Source organism: Calothrix sp. CBUCES-K 9914, assembly GCF_059640475.1.
Window position 1 is genome coordinate 1 of sequence record NZ_JBXXZH010000155.1, and the last position, 22,951, is coordinate 22,951.

The 22,951-nt window shown below is 38.4% G+C and carries 21 protein-coding genes and 1 pseudogene; 11 read left to right on the forward strand and 11 right to left on the reverse strand.

From position 1 onward, the window contains the following. Positions 1-560: 560 nt before the first annotated feature. Both AC2JBO_RS28330 and AC2JBO_RS28335 read left to right on the forward strand, forming a co-directional pair. Positions 561-1,073, forward strand: a pseudogene (locus AC2JBO_RS28330) (hypothetical protein); the annotation flags it as partial. A 2-nt stretch (positions 1,074-1,075) separates the two neighbouring features. Continuing rightward, a complete protein-coding gene (locus AC2JBO_RS28335; RefSeq protein ID WP_496956966.1) occupies positions 1,076-2,590 on the forward strand; it encodes a DUF1802 family protein in 1,515 nt (504 codons plus the stop codon). Here AC2JBO_RS28335 and AC2JBO_RS28340 read toward each other — a convergent pair whose 3' ends face one another. From AC2JBO_RS28340 to AC2JBO_RS28370, 7 genes are all read right to left on the reverse strand, one after another. After that, a complete protein-coding gene (locus AC2JBO_RS28340) occupies positions 2,591-2,956 on the reverse strand; it encodes an aspartyl protease (protein WP_496956967.1) in 366 nt (121 codons plus the stop codon). Further along, positions 2,953-3,270 carry a hypothetical protein gene (locus AC2JBO_RS28345; RefSeq protein WP_496956968.1) on the reverse strand — a complete coding sequence of 106 codons (318 nt, stop codon included), beginning with the start codon at positions 3,268-3,270 and terminating at the stop codon, positions 2,953-2,955. Before AC2JBO_RS28345 ends, AC2JBO_RS28340 begins: the two co-directional genes overlap by 4 nt. Positions 3,271-3,395: 125 nt before the next feature. After that, the gene (locus AC2JBO_RS28350; RefSeq protein WP_496956969.1) at positions 3,396-3,713 is read right to left on the reverse strand and encodes a hypothetical protein; all 318 of its coding nucleotides are present in this window, start codon (positions 3,711-3,713) and stop codon (positions 3,396-3,398) included. Positions 3,714-3,777: 64 nt separating this feature from the next. Continuing rightward, on the reverse strand, positions 3,778-4,245 hold the full coding sequence (locus AC2JBO_RS28355) for a cupin domain-containing protein (protein WP_496956970.1): 468 nt from the start codon (positions 4,243-4,245) through the stop codon (positions 3,778-3,780). A gap of 174 nt (positions 4,246-4,419) precedes the next feature. Next, entirely contained in the window at positions 4,420-6,006 is a 1,587-nt protein-coding gene (locus tag AC2JBO_RS28360) for a glucose-6-phosphate isomerase (protein WP_496956971.1), read from the reverse strand. An 85-nt stretch (positions 6,007-6,091) separates the two neighbouring features. Beyond that, positions 6,092-6,361, reverse strand: a complete 270-nt coding sequence (locus AC2JBO_RS28365) for a cytotoxic translational repressor of toxin-antitoxin stability system (RefSeq protein ID WP_496956986.1) — start codon at positions 6,359-6,361, stop codon at positions 6,092-6,094. Between the two features lie 36 nt (positions 6,362-6,397). Further along, positions 6,398-6,595 carry a hypothetical protein gene (locus AC2JBO_RS28370; protein ID WP_496956972.1) on the reverse strand — a complete coding sequence of 66 codons (198 nt, stop codon included), beginning with the start codon at positions 6,593-6,595 and terminating at the stop codon, positions 6,398-6,400. 179 nt (positions 6,596-6,774) lie between these two features. Here AC2JBO_RS28370 and AC2JBO_RS28375 point away from each other — a divergent pair, with 179 nt between their 5' ends. Both AC2JBO_RS28375 and AC2JBO_RS28380 read left to right on the forward strand, forming a co-directional pair. Next, positions 6,775-7,905, forward strand: a complete 1,131-nt coding sequence (locus AC2JBO_RS28375; protein ID WP_496956973.1) for a branched-chain amino acid ABC transporter permease — start codon at positions 6,775-6,777, stop codon at positions 7,903-7,905. Beyond that, positions 7,895-8,683: an ABC transporter ATP-binding protein gene (locus AC2JBO_RS28380; protein WP_496956974.1), complete on the forward strand. Its 789-nt coding sequence runs from the start codon at positions 7,895-7,897 to the stop codon at positions 8,681-8,683. Before AC2JBO_RS28375 ends, AC2JBO_RS28380 begins: the two co-directional genes overlap by 11 nt. 803 nt (positions 8,684-9,486) lie before the next feature. Here AC2JBO_RS28380 and AC2JBO_RS28385 read toward each other — a convergent pair. Together AC2JBO_RS28385 and AC2JBO_RS28390 are read right to left on the reverse strand one after the other, a co-directional pair. Further along, positions 9,487-9,804 carry a DUF2087 domain-containing protein gene (locus AC2JBO_RS28385; RefSeq protein WP_496956975.1) on the reverse strand — a complete coding sequence of 106 codons (318 nt, stop codon included), beginning with the start codon at positions 9,802-9,804 and terminating at the stop codon, positions 9,487-9,489. A gap of 85 nt (positions 9,805-9,889) precedes the next feature. Beyond that, on the reverse strand, positions 9,890-11,209 hold the full coding sequence (locus tag AC2JBO_RS28390; protein WP_496956976.1) for a glutamate-5-semialdehyde dehydrogenase: 1,320 nt from the start codon (positions 11,207-11,209) through the stop codon (positions 9,890-9,892). Positions 11,210-11,480: 271 nt separating this feature from the next. Between AC2JBO_RS28390 and AC2JBO_RS28395 the strand changes: the two genes are divergently transcribed. From AC2JBO_RS28395 to AC2JBO_RS28425, 7 genes are all read left to right on the forward strand, one after another. Next, a complete protein-coding gene (locus AC2JBO_RS28395) occupies positions 11,481-11,990 on the forward strand; it encodes a peptidoglycan-binding domain-containing protein (protein WP_496956977.1) in 510 nt (169 codons plus the stop codon). Positions 11,991-12,093: 103 nt separating this feature from the next. Further along, entirely contained in the window at positions 12,094-12,588 is a 495-nt protein-coding gene (locus tag AC2JBO_RS28400) for a peptidoglycan-binding domain-containing protein (RefSeq protein ID WP_496956978.1), read from the forward strand. Positions 12,589-12,777: 189 nt separating this feature from the next. Then, entirely contained in the window at positions 12,778-13,920 is a 1,143-nt protein-coding gene (locus AC2JBO_RS28405; RefSeq protein WP_496956979.1) for a radical SAM/SPASM domain-containing protein, read from the forward strand. 17 nt (positions 13,921-13,937) lie between these two features. Next, on the forward strand, positions 13,938-14,966 hold the full coding sequence (locus tag AC2JBO_RS28410; RefSeq protein ID WP_496956980.1) for a hypothetical protein: 1,029 nt from the start codon (positions 13,938-13,940) through the stop codon (positions 14,964-14,966). A gap of 12 nt (positions 14,967-14,978) precedes the next feature. After that, on the forward strand, positions 14,979-15,410 hold the full coding sequence (locus AC2JBO_RS28415) for a hypothetical protein (RefSeq protein WP_496956981.1): 432 nt from the start codon (positions 14,979-14,981) through the stop codon (positions 15,408-15,410). Beyond that, on the forward strand, positions 15,411-16,325 hold the full coding sequence (locus tag AC2JBO_RS28420; RefSeq protein ID WP_496956982.1) for a UbiA family prenyltransferase: 915 nt from the start codon (positions 15,411-15,413) through the stop codon (positions 16,323-16,325). It begins immediately after the preceding gene. A 171-nt stretch (positions 16,326-16,496) separates the two neighbouring features. After that, the gene (locus AC2JBO_RS28425) at positions 16,497-19,067 is read left to right on the forward strand and encodes a PEP/pyruvate-binding domain-containing protein (RefSeq protein WP_496956983.1); all 2,571 of its coding nucleotides are present in this window, start codon (positions 16,497-16,499) and stop codon (positions 19,065-19,067) included. 56 nt (positions 19,068-19,123) lie between these two features. On the opposite strand, the gene AC2JBO_RS28430 is transcribed toward AC2JBO_RS28425, so the two are convergent. Further along, positions 19,124-22,204 carry a thioester reductase domain-containing protein gene (locus tag AC2JBO_RS28430; protein ID WP_496956984.1) on the reverse strand — a complete coding sequence of 1,027 codons (3,081 nt, stop codon included), beginning with the start codon at positions 22,202-22,204 and terminating at the stop codon, positions 19,124-19,126. 89 nt (positions 22,205-22,293) lie between these two features. Then, positions 22,294-22,951 (reverse strand): GMC family oxidoreductase (locus AC2JBO_RS28435; protein WP_496956985.1); only part of this gene is annotated, 658 nt, incomplete at its 5' end.

Sequence of the window (22,951 nt, forward strand, 5' to 3'; positions counted from 1 at the left end):
TTTTACTTCTAAATTGGACTTAAAGAAACAAATTTTAAGTTTTGTTGACTATTTTAATCGTACATTAGCAAAGCCATTTGTCTGGAAATTTTTAGGTTATCCTATGAAAGAGCAATCTTAAATAAAGATAAAACTTAGTATAAAATTTAAAAATTTAGTGATAAATTTTTGAGAGTTATGGTGCTTCAATTAACAGACTTATAGACTCAATATTCTATTCCGAATAAATTAGTTATTTTTGAAGCGCAAAAATAACCTATTTCTACTTACTCTTGTTTGATTGCTTGAGCATATCAGCCAAAACTACCATTGTTTTTCTTTTACAAAAAACCACTTTTTTAACAGGCGCCCGCAGCGTCGGCACGTATGAAAAAACGCGCCATCCGCTTTAGTTATTATATATTGTTTAATAATTATGTATTGCAAGATGATTTTGTTAAATAAGATTTAATTATTAAATATAATGTTTGATAGTTGTAGTAATGGTCGATATTTATTAGTATTTACCACGGTATTATTTTAATGTGGAAGCTGGTAAGTTATTTTTGCCAGCCTGCACTAGTTCAGCAGATAAGGATTTTATAGATTTTAAAATAATAGGTAATAATCAAAAGATCAAAATTGGAGTAGATGTTGTTCAGCAAGCAGGTGGAGCATATATTGGGGCAGCGTTAAAGCGACTGATAAATTACAAAAAATTTGATTTGACTCGTGGTTGTTTAGTGCGTTCAAAGCAAATTAGTTTAGGAGCAACCGTAGCAAGACAGCGTTTGGAAGTGCTTTTGAAACATCAAGGCGGTGAGTGGGTTAAACTACGAAGTGAAGATATTAAACCACTTATTGCCATCTTTTTTGTTTTCAAGGGCGAAAATTACGAACTGACTCAAGAACTAATTTTTGATTTTATCAACAAGAAAAAACTAGCTATTGATAACCCCCTTATTCGTGAAATTTTGAGTGACCCATCGGGACAAGAGCCTGATAACCTGACTGACGATGAATTACCAATGCGGATTCCCCAAGCTGGTTCTAATTCATCTGAAAGCCTTGAACCTGAATTAGTATTGAAATAAATATGGGTCAGATATTTTCTATTCAAACGGCTTTGTGTCTACCTACCCCTGATGTTGAAGCTTTAATTCAAGGGCGCCTAATTGCAGCTTTACCCCGAATGTTTCTTCGTCCGGGACAAACGTTTGCTCTTTATCCAGTAGATATACAAAGTCAACTCCCTTATGAGAAGTACTACCGCGCGAGTTTCTTACCTGTGGCTAACACTGCCGTAACTCACCAAGGTGTTTTACTTCAACCTCGGCAACTCAGCTTAGTAGCACAAACCGAACAGTTGCAACTTCCTCTATTAGTTGATGAGACAGTACAAGTAAAAGCCTGGGCACGTTGCGAGTTTTGTGAAATCCTTGATAACACTGCACCTTTAGATGTTTTCTCAAAGCTAACTATCTGGGCAAAAGAAGCATTACAAGAGATACTCCAACAGCGTCAGCACATTTTCTTCGCATACCTACGTGTTTATCAGCTATCTCAACCTCAAGATGTATCTGCTAATCTCGGTCAAAAGGAAAAGTTGGGAAAATTCATTGGTTTACCTAACTCACTCACTGCTTCTGAAGCAAACTCTGTGTTGAGTGATAATACTTTTGCTATCCGTAAGCAGCAACTCGAAAAGCGTCAATCACCATTACACCAAGAATTAGAGGAATTAGAAGGCGCCTTAACACGCATTATAAACCCTGCTGCGAAGCAATTAGAACAAGATATTCAAATATTCTTAGGTTGGAGGCGCCTATTAAAAGCAGCATCCGATGATATAGATTTAAGCTGGATACGTAAAATTACTTCCGTTGGTAACTCAAGCGATGGAAACACTTTTGAGAAACTTGTTCGTAAAAGCTTGTTAAAACTGGGTTTTACTGGTTCTAGACTTAACCCTGAAGGAACTGGTGGCGCCGGAGGAATGGACTTTTACTGCGAATATCCATACCCAGTAGTCGGTGAGTGCAAAGCAACTAAATCAGAAAAAGTACCTGATAGTACGCCTGCACAACTTCTGAAAATAGGTATAAACCACTTGGGTAAAACGCAGTATGAACGCGCGGTTAAATTGATTGTAGCAGCAGGTGAGCTAAATACCTTTGCAAAAAGAACAGCAACTGAAAATAATATGAACGTAATTACACCAGAAACATTACAAAAATTAGTTGAGTTACAAGCCAGTCATAAAAACTCAATTAATTTATTAGAACTTAAAGACTGTTTGCAACAAGCGCCATTTGGTATAGCTGATGATAAAGTTAATAAATATATAGATAAAGTCAATCAAGATATTAAACAGAGAGCGCAGTTAGTCGAGCTTGTCAAAAAATATCTGGAAAATACAGGCTACGAACGTGCAAGTGTTGATGGGCTACATGGTTTTGTTACTGGAGCATCAATTAAAATTCAACCACGAGAACTACACGAAATCTTAGTTGAACTTGCCTCACCACTCGCTGGTTATTTAGGACGAATTAAAGGCGAAGACTGGCGCCGTGATAGGTTTTACTATCTTCGCGATTTAGTAGTTAACTAATCATTCTCCTAAAGTCAGTATACCTGCTTGGTAGTTGACAGCGAATGGTAAAATTTTTAACCATTCAGAACCAAGTAAAACATCTGTAATCCCATTTCCTGCAAATACAGGGATGTCATATTCTTGCTCATCTAACAATATTTTGCCTAAATAAATATCAAACGAATCTATTCCTTGTGCAGTTTGTAACTCATCTTGGCGTAAGAAAATCCAGTCAAGACCATCCAAATCTTGCTTATTTATAGCTAAAAAGCCTGTAAACCCAGTATCTAACATTGCGTTTTCAGGTAAGTTTAATCCATTACTTGTAATCAAGTCAATTTCAAAAAATAAATGCCCCTCTAAGTCAAAAGTTCCCTGAATCATATCCTGCCAGAAACTCCAGTTTCATTGATACCAAACATATGGTGAATAACATTAGGGTGCTTTTGACGGGCTTTTAAACTAGCAGTTTCTTTATCTTTATCAATGAAGTAATCGCCACTATCTGGTTCAATAGCAATATACCAGCCATAGTATTTATCTATTAGCTCAGGCAATAATTTTTTAAAAATTTCTCTACAACGCTTGCTAAACGCTTCTCTTTCCGCGTCACGCCGAGCTATTTCTTCAGGCGGTATTTGAATTTCAGGGAAAATTCTGCCACGTCTGGCGTGCGGTTTTTGTACAGATTCAGTCATAATTTTCTTAGCTTTTGGACTATAATATCTTATATATTGTAGTTTTTTTAAGATTATTACTCAGTAATAATTTTTTAAATACTGTTATCAAGCAAAGTAATATTTTTAATTAGCAGCAGTATGTACTATATTCTACCAACGGCGCCTGTCTCCGAAAGACGAAAAACGCAGTGGCGAGTATTGGGGTACTTTTGGGTAGCTCTAGTATGTGCTAATTCTAGATTTTGATCAATTAGGTACTCACCGCTATCGGGTTCTACTGCGATATACCAACCATAGTATTGCTCTATTAATTCAGGACGTACTCTGTCAAAAATAGCGGAACAGCGCTTATGATAAGCTTCGTTTTCGGCTCTACGTTTCGCAAGTTCTTCTGGTAATAAGGTGCGTTCAGGAAAGATTCTGCCACGTCGAGCGCGCGGTTTTTGTGCTGATTCGGTCATAATAATTTTCCCTGTACTATATACAACGGGCAGGGATGCCCGTTCCACAACAACTGAGTTTTAATTAGGCTATTGGCGCCTCGGTATTGATTTCGATATTGCTAATTAGCTTTAAGTTATCTAATGCAGATTTTGCGGCTTCTAAATCGTAAGGAAATGGTCTACCGCGCGTTACGTAATCTAATGGTTGCACAGGGCGATGACGTAATACTGCATTCACAACTACACACGCTTCCGAACTAAAATTGATGGCACCGTGTAATACTCCAGGTGGAATTATTACTACAGCTGGTTGTTTTTCGCTTAAGGGAATATACTGATATTTTTTGTCGATGAGTGTAACTAAAATGAATTCGCCTTTGACAACTAATAATTGGTCGGTTTGCGATTTATGTACGAACAAATCATCCACAGCATGAGGTGGAACTTGTACGAGCATGGTTTCGTTGCTCGCTTGCGGGGTGAAGAATTGCGCCATTCCCCCTTTGATTGACTCAAGATGGCGAATTGTAATTCCTCTAACTTTATTCATGTTAAATACCTATTAATAATTTTTTGGATTTTCTACCACTGTATAAATTATAGCTAGTAAAAAAGCTGAACATCTTCAGAACTGACTGTGTTCTTTTATCTTAGATGTTCAGCTATGAAAAAATGTTGCAAAAAAGACAAATGTTGACCAGATGTGATATGTGTTTTACAAACTTCAGCCCATAGATACAGTCAAACTGCTGGGTTCGCCTAAGTTACCAGAGAGAACTATGCCGCGATTATTAGCCGAAATATGCCGCAAGATAATGTATATCGACTCAATTTTGTCACTGGCGCCTGCTTTGTCTGCAATTTGCGCTAGTGTTAGAGGTGCTTTTTCGCTTTGCAATACGTTAATGACTTTTGTTTGTAAGTCCAAAATTACTGCGGCTGCTTTTTTACCTGCTTCTACACCCGGTTGATGGTAAGCGTTTATATTTACTAGACTGGCATAGTAACCAACCGTTCGGTCATATAATGCAATTAAGGCGCCGACAATACGGGGGTTAACTTCAGGAATTGTAACGGTAATCGAGTCACGATGATTTTCGTACAATGCTTGGCGCGAACCTTGGAGGAAACCAGAAAGGTAGTCACCAGAGGTAATACCTGGTTCGAGTTCAGGAGATGCTCCCTCACGGTCTTTCAATACTTCAATGAAAGTAAGGAAGAAGTTTGGCACACCTTCACGCAACTGTTGAACGTAAGCGTGTTGGTCGGTTGAACCTTTGTTTCCGTATACGGCAATACCCTGATGAACAACATTACCGTCAAGGTCTTTTTCTTTTCCTAAAGACTCCATGACGAGTTGCTGCAAGTAGCGACTAAATAGCAGCAAACTGTCTTTGTAAGGTAGGACGACCATATCCTTCTCACCCTTACCGTTACCTGCGTAATACCACGCTAAAGCCAGCATTGCAGCGGGATTTTTCTTGATATCGGCAACGCGCGTTGCATCGTCCATTTCTTTGGCGCCAGAGAGCATTTCTTTAATATCAATGCCTTGAAGTGCAGCAGGTACTAACCCAACGGTAGATAGTTCCGAAGTGCGTCCACCCACCCAATCATACATGGGGAAGCGCATTAGCCAATTTTCTGACTTGGCTTGGTCGTCAAGCTTACTACCAGGCATGGTAATAGCAACGGCGTAATTCGCAAAATCTAAATTTTGTCCCGCATAAGCTTTTCTTACTTCCAACATGCCGTTACGCGGTTCAGGTGTACCACCAGATTTAGATATAACTAAAACTAATGTACTGGATAATTTATTACGTAAATGCGTGAGAATTTTGTCGATGCCAGCAGGGTCTGTATTATCGATAAAATGAATTGCTAAAGGGGGAAAATCAGGGGCAAGAGCGGATGCAACAAATTCGGGGCCAAGTGCAGAACCACCGATACCAATAGAGATAATATCGGTAAAGCGCGCGGCTTTGGGAGGATGAATTCCACCTGTGTGAACTTTTTCGGCAAAAACTTCGATTTGCTCGATTGAGCTAACAATCTCTTGTGTAAGTTCGGGAGTAGGCGCCAAATCAGGATTTCGCAGCCAGTAGTGTCCAACCATGCGGTCTTCGTCAGGGTTTGCAATAGCGCCCTTTTCAAGTTCCGCCATCGAAGCGAAAGCCTTCTCGAACTTTGGTTGCAACGCCTCTACGAACGCATTATCAAAGCGCATCCGACTGATATCGAGGTAAAACCCCAATCCTTCGTGGTAATATAACCATTCCTGGTATCGCTGCCAAAGTGTCGTAGCGTCCATAGGGAAATCTCAAGTAAGTTTTATCAAGAACAAGTTTAAGGTAAGGACTCAATTATCCCCATTCAACCTTATATAGTTTTAAGTCTTAGGCCATCTGCTCACCCTTAACATCTGGCATAGGTATAACTCGCAGAAACTTAACTATTTCACCCCGTAACTCAATTCCAATGATGTATTTATCTAGGCTAAACCTATAATATATGCCTTCGCCATCGATTTGTCGTAACTGCGGCAAGTTATGCAGTTGTCCTTTTTGAGGAAACTCTACAAACGCCACATTGTATACAATTTGGTAAATAGCAGGCTGCAAACGTCTTAAATCAAATAGAAACGACCGTGCGTAGCGTACTTCAATTGTCACCTTTTCCTTTCCCCTCCATTGAAGCATACATTACGTCATAGTTAAGTACCGCACTGCTTCTTCGTGGGTTAGTGTATCCCACGGTTGCTGATAACGCTTTACTTGTTGTATTGCGTCAAGCATCCTGAAGTCACAGTGCAGAGCATAAACTACATTCCAAATCTGCTGTAGTTCCTCTTCTTCCAACTCTTCGACTAATTGATTAAGTTTTGAGCGCAATTCATCCATTCTGTCAACCCTTGTCTGTAGCCTTTTTTAGTATTCCCGAAAAATACTATTGACTAACAATCTTGCCCATGAAACGCTTCTAACACAAAATTAATACTCTTACACTTGACTATTTGCTAAGAAACAATTAACTATTAACCATTAACTATTTACGTGTAATATCTAATGGTTGAATACTAATGGTTGAATATTTAATTTTTTTAGCCATATCAACGGCAACATTTGGATTGTTTGCTTTAGGACTAAATTTGCAGTGGGGTTACACTGGCTTAGTCAACTTTGGTCATGTAGCTTTCATGACTTTAGGAGCCTATACAACAGTTTTATTAACCCTGAAAGGCGTACCTTTGTTCGTTGCGATGTTAATTGGCGCCGTCGTTTCGGCAGTATTGGGTTTAATTATTGGCTTTTCGACGTTGCGGTTACGAGAAGATTATTTATCGATTGTAACGATTGGTGTAGGGGAAGTAATACGTTTAGTTGTTAACAATCAAGAGTTACCTGTAGGAAATACTTGGCAATCTGGTGCTTTTGGTGTACAAAGTTACCCTATTCCCTTTATCGGTCTGGCGCCGAATTTGTTTACAAAGATTATAATGATTGGGGTTTTGACGCTGTTGTTTGCTCTTGCAGTGTGGCAGTTGTATCGATGGATAGTTTTTGTTCAACCTAAAAGCTCGGAACCAAAGCGAGGAAGTAGCCAAGAAGATTTTATATCGCGCGCTATCATCGGTGCCCTTTTAGGTTTTCTTTCGATTGCTATTTATATTTCTGGGGTTATTGGACTATATAACTATAATCCGAAAGCTGGATTGATGCTGGTACTGCTTGTAATACTCGCGTTTGTATTCTGGCGCCTAGAAATATTAGTACGTTCACCTTGGGGACGGGTACTCAAAGCTATCCGCGAAGACGAGGAAATTCCAAAAGCATTGGGTAAAAACGTATTTTGGTACAAATTACAATCATTTATGATTGGTGGCGCCATTGCTGGGATAGCAGGTGCTTTTTTTGCATGGCAACTTAGTGCAATATACCCAGACAACTTCCAACCGCAGCTAACATTTGATACTTGGATTATGGTAATTCTCGGCGGTTCGGGAAATAATGTTGGTACTTTACTTGGTGCTGTAATTTTCTTTGGGTACGATGCGTTAACACGAGAGTTTTTACCTAGAGTAATTCCCCTTGATGCCGCACGCTTAGGCGCCTTTCGTATCATGTTCATCGGTGTAATTTTGATGGTACTGATGATTTCTCGTCCGCAAGGTATCTTAGGTAAAAAGGAGGAACTCACCCTTGGCAAATAGTAATATTAAATCCAACGCCGAACTCCCCTTACTCGCTGCCAGTGGAATTTGTAAAAGCTTCGGTGGTATTAAAGCTGTTGATAACGCCGAAATTCAAGTCGCCAAAGGTAGTATTACTGGGTTAATAGGTCCAAACGGCGCCGGCAAAACCACTTTATTCAACTTGCTCTCAAACTTTATTCGTCCCGATAAAGGTAAAGTTATATTTGATGGTGAACCGATACAACAACTACAACCGTATAAAATAGCACTTCAAGGACTCGTGCGAACCTTTCAAGTAGCGCGCGCGCTTTCGCGTCTAACTGTATTAGAAAATATAATGTTGGGAGCGCAAAAGCAAACAGGTGAAAACTTCTGGCAAGTGCAATTTCAACCTCATGTCATCGTCAAGGAAGAAAAAGAAATCCGCGAACACGCAATGTTAATCTTAGAATCAGTAGGATTAGCGCGTAAAGCCTATGACTATGCAGGTGGTTTATCTGGTGGACAGCGCAAACTACTAGAAATAGGACGCGCGTTAATGACAAATCCCAAATTAATTTTACTCGATGAACCAGCAGCAGGCGTTAACCCAACTTTAATCAGAGAAATTTGCGAACGCATTACTGTATGGAACAAACAAGGCATGACATTCCTAATTATCGAACACAACATGGATGTCGTCATGTCCCTATGTGACCGCGTATGGGTTCTTGCCGAAGGACGCAACCTAGCTTGTGGTACTCCCGAAGAAATTCAAAACAACCAAGAAGTCCTAAAAGCTTACCTAGGTCAATAAAATCTATCTTCTTGTGGATTGTAATTGTGGAACGGGCATCCTTGCCCGTCCTAACTTATATGTTGCACCTACACCCGCGCTTGGGTGAGACTATACGAACAAAGCCCCGAAGTTTGGCGGGACGGAAGCCGACACCGCCAACTTCTCTCTGCCTACGCAGGCTAAAAAGGCTTATTTTTCGTGTTGTTGACAAAAATATGTGTTTATTAAAAATATAAGTGCTAAGTATTAATACGTTGGTTCAAGATGTGAGGTAACGCAACATCATCCAACAGATAAAGTGAAAATTAAGCTTGTTATTAATTTTAGTAGTACATATTATGACCACAGAGGCACAGGGTTAAGAGTAAGAGAGGTTTATTCTTGTAAGTACTTGTCACAAAAATATTTGAGAGAATAGTTTTTTTGTTTTGCAATATCGACGTTAAACAAATTCAATATTTCGACCATAAAATCGATTCTCGAAGCTTGAAAACTTTTAGGTATAAGTCTATTAAAATCTTCTTTAGTCACCAAATCTGTACTACTACCTATAGGTTTGATACCAAGTAATTTACAAGCATTATCATCAAGTCCCGCTAAATACCAACTCTCTATCTCTTGTATAACTACTATAATTTTACTTTCATCAATATTAGTTACTTTACTTTTTATAGAATCTTTTTTATTAGAGATGCATTTTACTTGTATTGTATATGAGGTGTTTATTTTTGAGGATAAATTCTAAAAAATAGATGGTGCGTGAAAGCTACAATACTTTTTGTTTTTGCTGATGTTTATAATAGCTTTCACGCACCCTACGTTCAAACAAGGCGCCAGTAAATACCAGATTCCCTTTGCATCAAATTGTAACCTATCATTTCGCGTCGTAGCGTAGCACAATCAGGATGAAATTGCTTAAGAATTTCGTTGACCTTGGCTTCTGGATAATTTATACCTTGCTCAAAATGACTTACTAGCCATTTTAAAATTACCAAACGCTTCTTACGAGTCGCTGGAATATCTTTCAAACGTGGTAATGCACTTGTTTTATCAACCAATATATAGTTACTAAGGACTTTCGTAGCCCAAACTTCATCCTCGACGTGTTCGAGCGACATGTCAAATTGCTGGTTAAGCATAATACTCTAATTAGATGTGTGTCTAATTAGAGTATAGCATTGTAAGGTGGCTTATGCCACACCAACTATCCGTTACATCCGTTCATCATCCGTTGCCAAGTGTTTTATTTAAATCGCGGTGTGTGAAAGGTTTGGCACTGGCGCCTGTATAATCAGCAGCAATATGACCATTACCAGTCATTTGGTATTTGTAGGTTACTAAACCTTCTAAACCAACAGGCCCGCGCGGAGGCATTTGTTGTGTGCTGATACCAACTTCGGCGCCGAATCCATAGCGGAAACCATCGGCGAAGCGGGTGGAACAGTTATGATATACACCTGCGGCATTTACTAAAGCTAGGAAAGTGGATGCGGCGTTGGGGTCTTCGGTGATAATTGCATCTGTATGCTTGGAACCGTAGTTATTGATATGCTCAATTGCTTCTTCCAAGTTATTTACAATTTTTATAGCTAGAATTAAATCGCTGTATTCTGTTTGCCAGTCACTAGGTGCAGCTATATTAGGTAAGATTTCACGAGTTAGGTTGTCTCCACGTAACTCAACACCCATATTCTGTAATGCTGCTGCGACTTGAGGTAAAAAAATTGGCACCACTTCAGTATGAACTAGCATTGTTTCGATTGCGTTACATGCGGCAGGATAGTGAGTTTTCGCGTCTACAGCGATGGTAATAGCTTTTTCGATATCTGCTGAAGAATCTATATATATATGACAAACACCATCCGCATGTCCAAGTACGGGAATGCGAGTATTTTCTTGAACGAATCGTACAAATGAATTAGAACCGCGCGGAATAATTAAATCTACATATTTATCTAACTTGAGTAGTTCTAGTGTTTCTTCGCGCGTTGTTAGTAGCTGCACTGCATCGGGGTTTACAGCAGTTTGTGCTAACCCTTGTTTTATTGCTTTCACTATAGCTTCGCACGAACGTACTGCTTCTTTACCACACTTGAGAATAACACCGTTGCCTGATTTGATTGCAAGTGAGACGATTTGGATTGCAGCTTCAGGACGTGCTTCAAAAATAATTCCCAAAACTCCTAATGGACAAGTTACTCGCTTCAGAATTAACCCTGTATCAAGTTCGCGATGAATTTGTATATGTCCTACGGGGTCAGCAAGCTTACCAACATCGCGTACCCCTGTAATTGCATCTCTTAATTTATGTTCGTCTAACTGCAACCTTTTATAAAGCGGTTTCGCAATACCATCAGCGACCGCAGCTTCACAGTCAGCAATATTTGCTTTGATTATTTCATCGTGCGCTGATTCTAAGGCAAAAGCAATAGTTTCAATAGCTTGGTTACGTTGTTCTGTGGAAAGTACTGCTAACTTTAGCGCTGCCAAACGGGTTTGTTGGGCAATTGTAATTAAGGATTTGTAAGCTACTTGGGCAGTCATAATTTGCAATATCGCTCTGGTTCTCTGCTACTTACCAATCGTAACGTTTTCAGTCCTCTTAGAGACTTCCAAAAATTAAATTGGCTATAAGAGTGAAACGGGCAAGGATGCCCATTCCACAAGAGAATTTTGGATATTTTTTGTTTGGAATTCCTTTAGAGTCAACAAAATCTGTAAGCACCATCCGAAATACTACGGTCATAGATTGTATTAACTACCTGTAAGCACAGTCTCCAATTAAATATTTATCTACATATAAGGAATAAGAAAAATGACTTCTGCAAGCAACTTACCTCCAGTCGGTGTTAACAGACCTGCGCTGAAAAAAGGCGACCGTGGCGCCAGTGTTAGGGAACTACAAAAACTGTTGTATGATTATGGCGCTTTTGCTTTAGCTTGTATCTTTGGTCTTCCTGAAGTTTTAATCGATGGTGATTTTGGTGATGATACAGAAGATACAGTCAAAGCATTTCAACGGCAAGTTTTTCTTACAGTCGATGGTGTTGTAGGTAATATTACTTGGCAAGCATTGATTAGAAAGGCGCCTGTTGGTTTACCTGTTTTGAAAATAGGTAGTAAAGGTGAACTGGTATCGCGCGTTCAGTTACGATTAATTATAAGTGGTGATTATCAAGGTATTATTGACGGTGATTTTGGTATAGCTACAGAAGAAGCAGTTAAATCTTTACAAAGACGTAATCGTTCAGATGTCGATGGAATTATAGGTAATAGTACTTGGATAGAATTGAGTCAAATCAAAGAAGCTGAATGTTTACCCTAAACACTTACTTATATTCCCGATTTTTGAAAAAGTCGGGAATTCAATAAATCGAATTTGATTATAGATATATATTTCAATATATTTAACCACCAGACTAACTGTTATGACAACTACAATTATTAAACCTGTTCTTAGGCAAGGTGCCAAAGGTGAAACTGTTAAAGAACTACAAAAATTATTATTCCAATATCATGTGTTTGTATATCTAGATAATAAAGGCGCCTGTGTGTTTCCTGGCGAAGAAGTTATCGATGGTGTATTTGGCGTTCTTACAACCGATGCTGTGAAACTATTTCAAAGCCAAATGTTTCTCCCACATAATGGTATTGTTGGTGATACTACCTGGAAATCTTTGTACAAAGGGGTGCCTGTTGGTTTACCAGTTCTCAAAAAAGGTAGTCAAGGTGATTTAGTAATGGCTATTCAAGAACGCATGTCCCTTGATGGTTATTATAAAAGCATAATTGACGGTGACTTTGGTGCTGGAACTGAAACCGCTGTAATAGCTTTACAACAGCGCGCGGGTTTAACTACTGATGGCGCCGTTGGTGATAAAACCTGGGCAAGTCTTAGCAAGATTAATACTGTATTTTGCTAAAATTCTTAGAGGACGGGCATTGAGGTAAACTTATCAACCAGCAACTGAGTTTTGTTTATTTAAAAAATCAATCATTATTTCAAGTTAATTTTGTTACAATTTGATAAAGTAAAGTAAAAATATTCTCCTGTTGAGTCGCTTTCCTCCCATACCTTAAAGGTATGGGTTTCCCGCATACCAGGTAATCTTATGAACTCTTTACTAACGAATCTACGTCTAAAGTGGTTTACTGCAACAAGGGCACTTAATTATAGTACAGATTTTGTAACAATTCTTTATCAAATCTACCTGAATCACAATAAAGTTATCCATTTCAGACACGGTTATCCAGTTTTTTCCTTATCAACACCAGCTTTGTTCAGTAAGCCTTCGGCAAACTTTATTTCTAGGGCTTTATATCGGACAATTCAAAATAAGAATTTACCAAATATGATGAGTTTTGCCGTGAATGATATTTGTAATGCGACTTGCGAGCATTGCAGTTTCTTTTCGGCTGTTGAGGAAGCGAATAGAAAAGTTTTGACTCTTGAGCAGTCAAAGAAACTCATTCAAGATGCTCAAGATTTAGGCGTTTCTGTCATTAATTTTGTTGGTGGTGAGCCTTTGATGCGAGAGGATTTACCCGAAATTATTAGCTCTGTGAATACAAGTCTTGCTACGACTATTTTATTTACTAACGGATGGAATTTGTTTGAGCGAGCAGCAGAGTTAAAAAAAGCTGGGTTGGATAGCATTTATATTAGTATTGATGCGGCGACAGCAGATAAACACGATAAGTTTCGCCAAAAGCCGGGTTTGTTTGATAAAGCTATTCAAGGAATACGCAAAGCAAAACAGTTAGGGTTTTCTTGTGGAATTTCTACTACTATGACTCCAGAGTCTTATGAAGATGGAGAATTAGATAGAATTGTGGAGTTAGGAAAACAAATAGGAATTCATGAAATTCTGGTATTTGATGCGCTACCCAGTGGAAGATATCAGGAACGTTTAGATTTAGTTGATAATCAAGATTGGGTTGAGTCGATGATTAATTCAGCTAAAAAATATAATTTAGACAATAGTTATCCAGGTGTTGTTTTCTTTGCTTATTTTAGCAGCTACCGAAGTGTTGGTTGCTCCTGTGGTACTAGCTACTTTTACACTTCTCCTTACGGGGATATTATGTCCTGCGATTTTAATCATGCTAAGTTTGGCAATATTTTGCAAGAACCACTTTGGAAAATCTGGGATAGGTTAACTACTCTACCAGAATTTTGCCAGTCTAAATGGGGTGGATGCAAAATAAAAGATTCGCAGTACCGACAAAAAGAAGTTATTTCTGGTGGAAAGTAAAGTAGGAAAGTAAAACTATGATTTTAGATTTTTCTTTGGCGCCAATATTTGCAACATGTAATTTTGACAAGACTCCAACTTTGCCAATAATCTTGTTTGAATTATTTATTGGTTTGGGGTTTGCAGTAAGTATGTTTTTCTTGCCAAAAATTAAAGATAAAATTTGGCAACGTTTTGGTGTTATGGCTGTAGGCGTGTTTATTTTTGAAATGTTTACGGCGCCAATGTGGAATAATCATAGAATGGGAGAGTGGGCTTACTTATATCATGATGTTAGCTGGATTTTAACAATTGGTTGGACGACTTTGATTTTGACTACTGTTTTGGTACTGGATAAGTTGCTTCCGCACATTAAAGAGACGCAAAGATTTATAATTTATTTGGGAAGCTTGACATTTTTAATTGTTCCTTTAGAAATTTGGACTGTTAATATAAACTTACGCAGTTACTCTCCAGAAGTTTATAAAGTTTTATCTGGTGTTTCTCTTTTTAGAGTACCAATAGAAGTATTCTACTATGTACCTGTTTTTACAGGTTTAATTATTAGCTTCTATAAGTACTGGAGCTTTGTGATTGATGATGTGCCATTAGTTCCTTTAAAGCATATAAAGTGGTTTCGCGATATTGCAATTGCTTGTGCGGGCATTTTCTTGTTTGAAGTTATGGTTGAGCCGATGGCGACAAATGAAAATTTTCCCCGATGGTCATACATTTTTCATGATATCAGTTTTTTCACTCTCGGAATTTGGATTTTAGTAATTGGAATAACGGCGATTTTGGTAGGGAAATTCTTTAGCCATTTTCCTTTGATTTACAGATTTTTAATTGCATTGAGTATTACCACCTCTTTAGCTGTACCAATTGAAGCAATATTTATTAGAAATGGCTTTAGGGTATATAGTGCAAGCGCTCAACATTATTATACAGGTGTATTTATGCCTGTTTTGAATATACCTATTGAGGTTGCATTTGCTATTCCTTTTTATATGGCATTAATGATTGCTTTCATACGTTATTGGGAAAATATTTTAGATAACAAATTATAGGAAGCAGCAAAAATGAGACAATTGACACAACTTTTATTAGGTATCCCTACTACATTTCTTTCTTTGGCTTTAGTGTCTGGTGGTTTTCAGCCTGCATGGCAAATCTTTCAAATATCAGTCATTTGTACTGCGGGAATTAGCTTGATAGTTTGGATTCCTCTTTGCTGGTTTGTTGGTTGGGTAGTATTCAAGGTTGCTGAAAGTATGTTACACCGAACTATTGTACCATATGATTCACCGGAAATTATCAGCGATACACCCAGTCAACAGAATATTTCACTAACAGCTCAAGACATTTCTCTAATTCATTATATTGAAAAAGGTATTAAGCAAGGTTGGAGTGAAAGTCAAATTACCAGCAGACTACGCGCGCAAGGTTGGAAAGATGAGGAAATTTCGGAAGCTTTAGTGTTTGTTATGGCTAGGTTAGAAGGGAATGAATAAATGCTTTTAAAACAAAGTCGATGGTGGATTTATCAAAAAGAACGTTTCCCTGTAATTAAAAACAGTCTATTAATCGCAGTGTTTAGTAGTTCTGCGGTCGGCTATTCTCGTTTGTTACATGGTGATGGCAGTCTACCACATTTATCTTCATTATTAGTTGCCTTTATCAGTATTTTTATTTTCTTTCTACAACTGCGGATAGCAGATGAATTTAAAGATTTTGCCGAAGACGCGCGTTACCGTCCCTATCGCCCAGTTCCTAGAGGAATAATTACTTTAGATGAATTGGGTTGGGTAAGCATCTTTGGTGCTATAATTCAGTTCAGCTTCAGTTTTTACTTATCACCTTTGTTAGCGTTGGTGCTAAGTGGAGTTTGGCTTTATATCGGGTTAATGAGTCAAGAATTTTTTGTAGCCAAGTGGTTGAAAGCTCATCCTTTAATTTACATGCTGAGTCATATGCTAATTATGCCTCTCATTAACTTTTACGGTACTGCCTGCGATTGGTTAGTTACTGGAGCCACATTTCCATTGAACGGTTTATGGTTTTTGGTAGCGAGCTTTTTTAACGGTATGGTAATTGAAATTGGGCGGAAAATTAGGGCGCCTGACGATGAAGAGTTTGGCGTGGAAACTTATAGTAGTTTGTGGGGGTACAAAAATGCGGTTAGCGCTTGGTTGTTAGCACTTGGTTTAGGGACGCTTGCTACTTGGTTTGCTGCGTATCAAATTCAAGAAGTAACTCTTGTTAGCTTTGTAGTGGTGACATTATTATTTTGTGCAGTAGGAGTAGGATGGGTGTTTGGGCACCAACCTGTGGGTAAGTGGGCAAATTTAATTGATACTATGTCTGGACTGTGGACTTTGTTTGTTTACCTCAGTTTGGGAGTTATACCAATCCTAAGTCATTTGTGAAATTTTTATTCTCTTCTTTCCTTTGCGTACTTTGCGGTTCGTTACATCAACATTATTTTTTATATTAAACCGCAAAGGCGCAAAGGACGCTAAGAAAGAAAAGAAAGAGATATTTTTAGAAATTATAAACTCGTCTTGATGTTGATCAAATTTTTGACAATTTATATAAATATGGGTTATATTATTTATCCTAAATCTACAGAGATAGATTCTTTAATAGGCGCCAAAGCCAAAACTCTTTTCGATTTACAACGTAATGGTTTTTTGATTCCTCAAGGGTTTGCACTTTCACTTCAAGCTTGGTCAGATAGCCTTACAACTGAACAGCATTCTCACTGGGAATCACAAAATGAAGTATTAATTAACAAATTGCTTTTTAATATTAAATTACATCCAACAGTTAAACAGCAAATTCAGCAAGCTGTTAAAGAATTGTGTTCTAACGACGAATTAGTAGCGGTACGTTCCTCTTGTATTGATGAAGATGGTGTACAGTATTCGTTTGCTGGACAATTAGATAGTTTTTTAAACGTTGTTGCAGAAGATGTTCCCAATAAAATAATAGAGGTTTGGCGTTCTGCTTTTAGTCAACGGGTTCTCACTTATCGTCGTCAACATAATTTACCTTTAACACCTTCTCCTCCTGCTGTTTTAATTCAGCGTATGGTTAACCCAAGTGTATCAGGTGTAGCTTTCGGCGCCGACCCTGTGACTGGTAGACGTACTATTGCAGTTGTTAACGCCGTTTCTGGTTTGCCTACTTCTTTAGTATCAGGTGAAAGTAACGCCGATACATATTATATAGATATAAAAGGAAATATTCAGCATCAAGCTACAGAACAACTGCTGGAAAATGAACAAATTATCCAAATAACAACCTTAGTGCGTCAGTTAGGTAAACATTTTGCTTGTCCCCAAGATATTGAGTGGGCAATTGAAGATAAACAACTATATATACTACAATCTCGTCCCATCACAACTTTGGCTCAACTTCCCGACCCAGATGGATTATTAAATTTGTGGGATAACAGCAATATTGCCGAAAGTTACAATGGAGTTACTACACCTTTAACATTTAGCTTCGCGCGTAAGGCTTATGAAGAAGTATACCGTCAGTTTTGCTATTTCATGGGAGTTCCCCAAACTGCAATCGCGCATCATCATAATACATTTGCTCGGATGATTGGGTTAATTAGGGGACGTGTTTATTACAATTTGTTAAGTTGGTATCGAGTATTAGCTCTGTTGCCAGGATTTAAATTAAATCGCGGTTTTATGGAGCAGATGATGGGTGTAAAAGAATCTTTACCAGATAATATTGTTAGTGAATTGCAAGCTGCAACTTGGCACGATAAGTTACAAGATAGTTGGCGCCTGTTGAAAACGTTTGCTGGTTTAGTGACTAATTATATACTATTACCTAAACGAATTCAAAAATTTTACTCAAGGTTAGAGAATGCATTGTATTTATCAAAATCAAATTTAGCAGATTGGCGTGCTGATGAATTAGCGGCATATTACCGTAAAATTGAAGGACAATTACTTAGTCGTTGGGATGCTCCTCTTATCAACGATTTCTTTGCAATGATTTTTTATGGAGTGCTAAGGCGCCTGACAGAGAAATGGTGCGATGGTCAGTTAAATAGTTTGCAAAACGATTTAATTAGCGGCGAAGGTAAGATTATTAGCACCGAACCTGCTGAACGAATGCAGAAAATGGCTAATTCCGTGAGGGAAAATGTTTTCTTCGTCAAACTACTGTGTGAGGGTTCCTTAGATGAAATCCTCAAGGAAATGCAACCACTACCATTTCAAGCACAATATCAAGAATATCTAGAAAAATTTGGCGACCGCTGTTTAGAAGAGTTAAAATTAGAGAGTCCAACGTTACATGACCAACCTTTACCTTTATTACGAGCTATTGGACAATTAGCAATGTTACCACAACTAAACACACCCAATAACCGTTGTAAAGCAGAACAACAAGTAAACGAAGTATTCAAAAATTATCCTTTGCGAAAGTTAATATATAACTGGGTATTGAAGAATACTCGTATCAGGGTGCGGGAGCGTGAAAATTTACGGTTTGAGCGTACCCGTGTTTTTGGGAGAGCAAGACTTGTATTTGTAGAATTGGGAAAACGTTTTTACGCTCTTGACTTATTAACATCACCACAAGATATTTTTTATTTAGAAGTTTCGGAAATATTAGGATTTATTGAAGGTACAGCTACCTGCACAAATTTAAAAGGGTTGGTGAGTGTGCGTCAAGCTGAATTTGCTAAATATAAAGAAATGGCGCCTCCTGATTCACGTTTTGAAACTCGTGGCATTATTTATCAAGGTAACTCGTTTGTTATGCCTACGAAAACTATACAGTCAGACTCAGTAGCGCAAAAACAAGGTATTGGCTGTTCTGGTGGTATAGTACGCGGTCGCGCGCGAGTAATAAAAGACCCCAAACAAGTTTTAAGCTCTGAAAATAAAAATTTATTTCCTCCAGATACAATACTCGTTGCCGAACGTACAGACCCAGGATGGATTTTACTTTTTCCTTTCGCTGTCGGTTTGTTAGTAGAATGCGGAAGTTTATTGTCTCATGCAGCAATTGTTTCGCGCGAGTTAGGTATTCCTGCAATTACTTCTGTTCCTGGTGTTACCCGGTGGTTAAAAGATGGTGACTTGGTAGAAATGGATGGTAGTACTGGCAAAGTATCTAAAATTACCTCTATTTCGGCGTAGCATAGGCGTCCCGCCTGTGCGCTCTTGTCAGGTGAGACGCCTAACCTACGTGTAATTTACCTTTTCGCATCTAAAAAACCGCTACGAATAAAGTAGCCAAAATAAGTATTCAGCAATTTAGCATCTACCTCTGGACAGATAATGGAACTTTCTGCCAATGCGGTCTGCGTTGCTTCACAGCTAATTTTCACCTCTCTAGCTTGTTGATGCTCACTCGAATTTTTGAGAAAGAAAGGCAAAAGAGGATATAAAGGATTTGATTGTGAACGAGCTTGGTTACTAACCAGTGACTGCCAATCTTGATAAGAAGTATATTCAATCTTGTAGCCCAAAGAACGAATAAAATCAGTGAGCTTCTTCCAAGAAATAGGTTGAGGATTGTTTAAATGGAAAGATTTACCAGAAGCTCCGCTTTGTCTTGATAAATAAACAATGCTTTTGCTGACATAATCAACAGGAGATAAATCCAAAACGTCAGTTAAACTAGTCATACTTCCCATTTGGATACAACCTTTAATCATTCGACAAATAACATCGTCTGTATACCAAGCACCTGTTTGACTATGACCGGAAATGAAAGGTGGTCTGTAAATAGAAACGGGAATACCTCGCGCGCGTGCAATAGTAGCTAATTTTTCTGCAACCCATTTACTTTGAGAATAAGAAAGTTTCATTCCAGAGCTATGAGCAAGTGGGTCTGATTCGTTAACTGTTTTTCCCAAATAAAAAGATGACTCAAAAACAGCAATGGTAGAAATATGATGTACTGGTTTAACTTTACCAACACTTGCCAATCTAAAAATTTCTTGCGTTCCCAAAACATTGCTTGGCTTTAAAGCCTCGTAGGGATAAACATAATTTAGCCAAGCTGCACTATGATAAATTACATCAATTATACTCGCAATATGATGAAAATATTCGGTTGACAGACCTAACTGAAATTTTGATAAATCGCCTAAAACTGTAATAATTCTGCTACGAAAAGCATCCTGCCAAATACCATATGATTCTAAGTTTTTTTGCACTTTGACTTGAGCAGAATCTTTATCGGACGCACGAACTAAGCAATAAATATCAGCATTAGTCTGTTGTAGAAGTTCTTGCAGTAAAAAAGCTCCTAAAAATCCTGTGGCTCCTGTAAGAAAAATGGCTGTTGGTTCGGCAATAAATAAGTCATCATTATGCTCTGGATAAATTGCCGAGTCTAAAATCACCTCACCTTCTAAATCTATGATATTAGTAGTAGCTGCAGTGCTATTTGTTGTTAATTGCTCCAGCAATATATCTACCAATTGATGAATATTTGACCCTGCCAGCAAATTTTCTATAGGTAAGTTTACACCAATTTCGGTATCAATCTGGTTTTTCAGGTCGATATTGCTTAGAGAATTTAAACCCATTTCATTGAGTGGCTTTTGTAAATTTAGATGTTGGGACTCATCTAACCCTAAAACTTTGACAACTTTTTCTCTAATGTAATTAATCAGAAGCTCTTGACGTTTTGTTTCGTCAGAAGATGCTAATTGCTGAACTAACTGCAAATTATGGGTCAATTGAGGTTCTTGTGGTTTTTCCCCTACATTTGCTCTTTCTTGTTGCACTAAAAGCCGACGCAAAATTTTACCAGAAGCTGATTTGGGGATTTTATCGACAATTTCCAACCGATGAATTCTTTTGTGCGGCGCCACAAGTCCTGCAACAAATTGCATAATTTCTGACGTAGTAGCAACGCTAGTGAGAACAACAAAACCCTTGGGAACTTCACCCGAACTTGGATGGGGACTGGGGATTACAGCAGCATCAGCTATTGCTGGATGGGATAACAATACAGCCTCTAGTTCTGCTGGTGCAATTGGATATCCGTTGTATTTAATTAACTCTTTAATGCGGTCAACTATGTAAAAATAACCATCTTCATCTGCATAAGCTATATCACCAGTGTGAAACCAACCATCGGCATCAATTACTTTTGCAGTCGCTTCGGGGTTATTTAAATACCCTTTCATCACTTGTGGTCCGCGACTCCATAGCTCCCCTTGCTCGTGGAAACCCTTGAGTTTCCCTGTTTCAATATCTACAATTTGACATTCAGTATTTCTGATGCAGCGACCAACAGAACCGGGTTTGATTTTTTCACGTTCGTCAGGGTTGATATGCGTCATTGGGCTGGTTTCTGTCAAACCGTAGGCTTGCTTGATGACACAATTTAAACGCTGTTCGCATTCTTTTGTCAATTCGTTACCTAGTGGCGCCGCTGCACTAATAATTATCTTTAAGCTAGAAAGGTCGTATTTATCTACTATTGGTTGTTTTGCTAAGGCTAATATTATCGGAGGTACTAAATGCGCGCGCGTAATTTTATACTTGTGTACTAGTCTTAAAAAAGTCTCTAAATCAAATTGCGGCATTACAACTATGGTGGCGCCGCAATAAAGGCTATAGTTTAAGAAAATTTGCAGTCCGTAGATATGAAAGAATGGGAGAACAGCAATAATTGTATCTGCTGAACTTATCAACTCGCGGTTTAAAATTTGGTATATATTGGCTACTAGATTATAGTGTGTCAGTATAACACCTTTAGGCAAACCAGTTGTGCCACTAGAATAGGGCAAAGCAACCGCGTCCTCTTTTGGATTAATTTCTACCAAAGGTAAGTCGTCACAATCTTCTAAAAGTACAGAAAATGGGATTGCACCAAGAGCGTTACCAAACACAAATACTGATTCAACTTTTGACTGACTAGCGGCCTCTAATCCGCGTTCTAGCTGTTCCGGTGCTGTTAACAAAAATTTCGCACCAGCATCATTTAGTTGATATGCAAGTTCGCTAGCTGTATAAGATGGATTTACCGTGCTGCTAACCCCGCCTAAACTAGCAATTGCTTGAAAAGCAATTACATATTCCAAACAGTTAGGACTATAAATAGCAACTACATCCCCCTTAGACAAACCGCGCGCAGCAAAACCAGCAGCGACTTTGTTAATTGAGTCCCTTAGTGAGTTATAAGTTATCGTTCGACCAGTTAGCCCGTCAATCATCGCTGGTTTATCAGCAAATTCTACCGCTCGTTGCAAGACAATTTCTGGTAGGGGCTGTTCAGGGATGGAGATATTCGCTTCTGTACTACGAAAAATCATGGTGTTTACTCCCTAGATAGAGAAAAGTTAGCTTTAATGCAGGCTCAATGTCATCTAATTTTTTACACACATTTTTGAAAGACTTGTCGTTAAACACTACTTGAGGCTTTAATTAAATCGGCGCCTTTTTCGCCAATCATAATTGTGGGTGCATTCGTATTTCCCGTAGTAATATTCGGCATAATTGATGCATCAATGACACGCAACCCATCTACTCCATATACGCGCAGTTCGGGATCTACAACCGCGTCTGAATCAACACCCATCTTACATGTACCAACAGGATGATAAACAGTCTCGCACACTTCAGTTATATATGCTAACAAAGCTTCATCACTATAAACATTAGTACCTGGTGCAACTTCTGAGCCTCTAAAATCGTCAAATTCATTTGAACTAACTAGTTCACGTGCAATTTTAACCCCCGCAAGTAAGGCTAATTTATCTGATTCATATTGAAGGTAGTTCATTTTTATAACGGGTGGTAATAATGGGTTTTCAGACCGCAGGCTAACACTTCCACGATTTTTAGCACGCAATAGACTTGGAGCAATCGTAAATCCTGAACAGTCGCGTGCGTATGCAGGAGGCACCCATAAAACTGAACCAGCGTAAATCTGTAAATCAGGAACCGAATCTAAGTTATATTGGGTACTCAAAAATAATCCGGCTTGGGCAATATTACTAGTGCAGGCTGGCAAAAATAACTTACCAGCTTCCACATTAAAATAACACCGTGGTAAATAC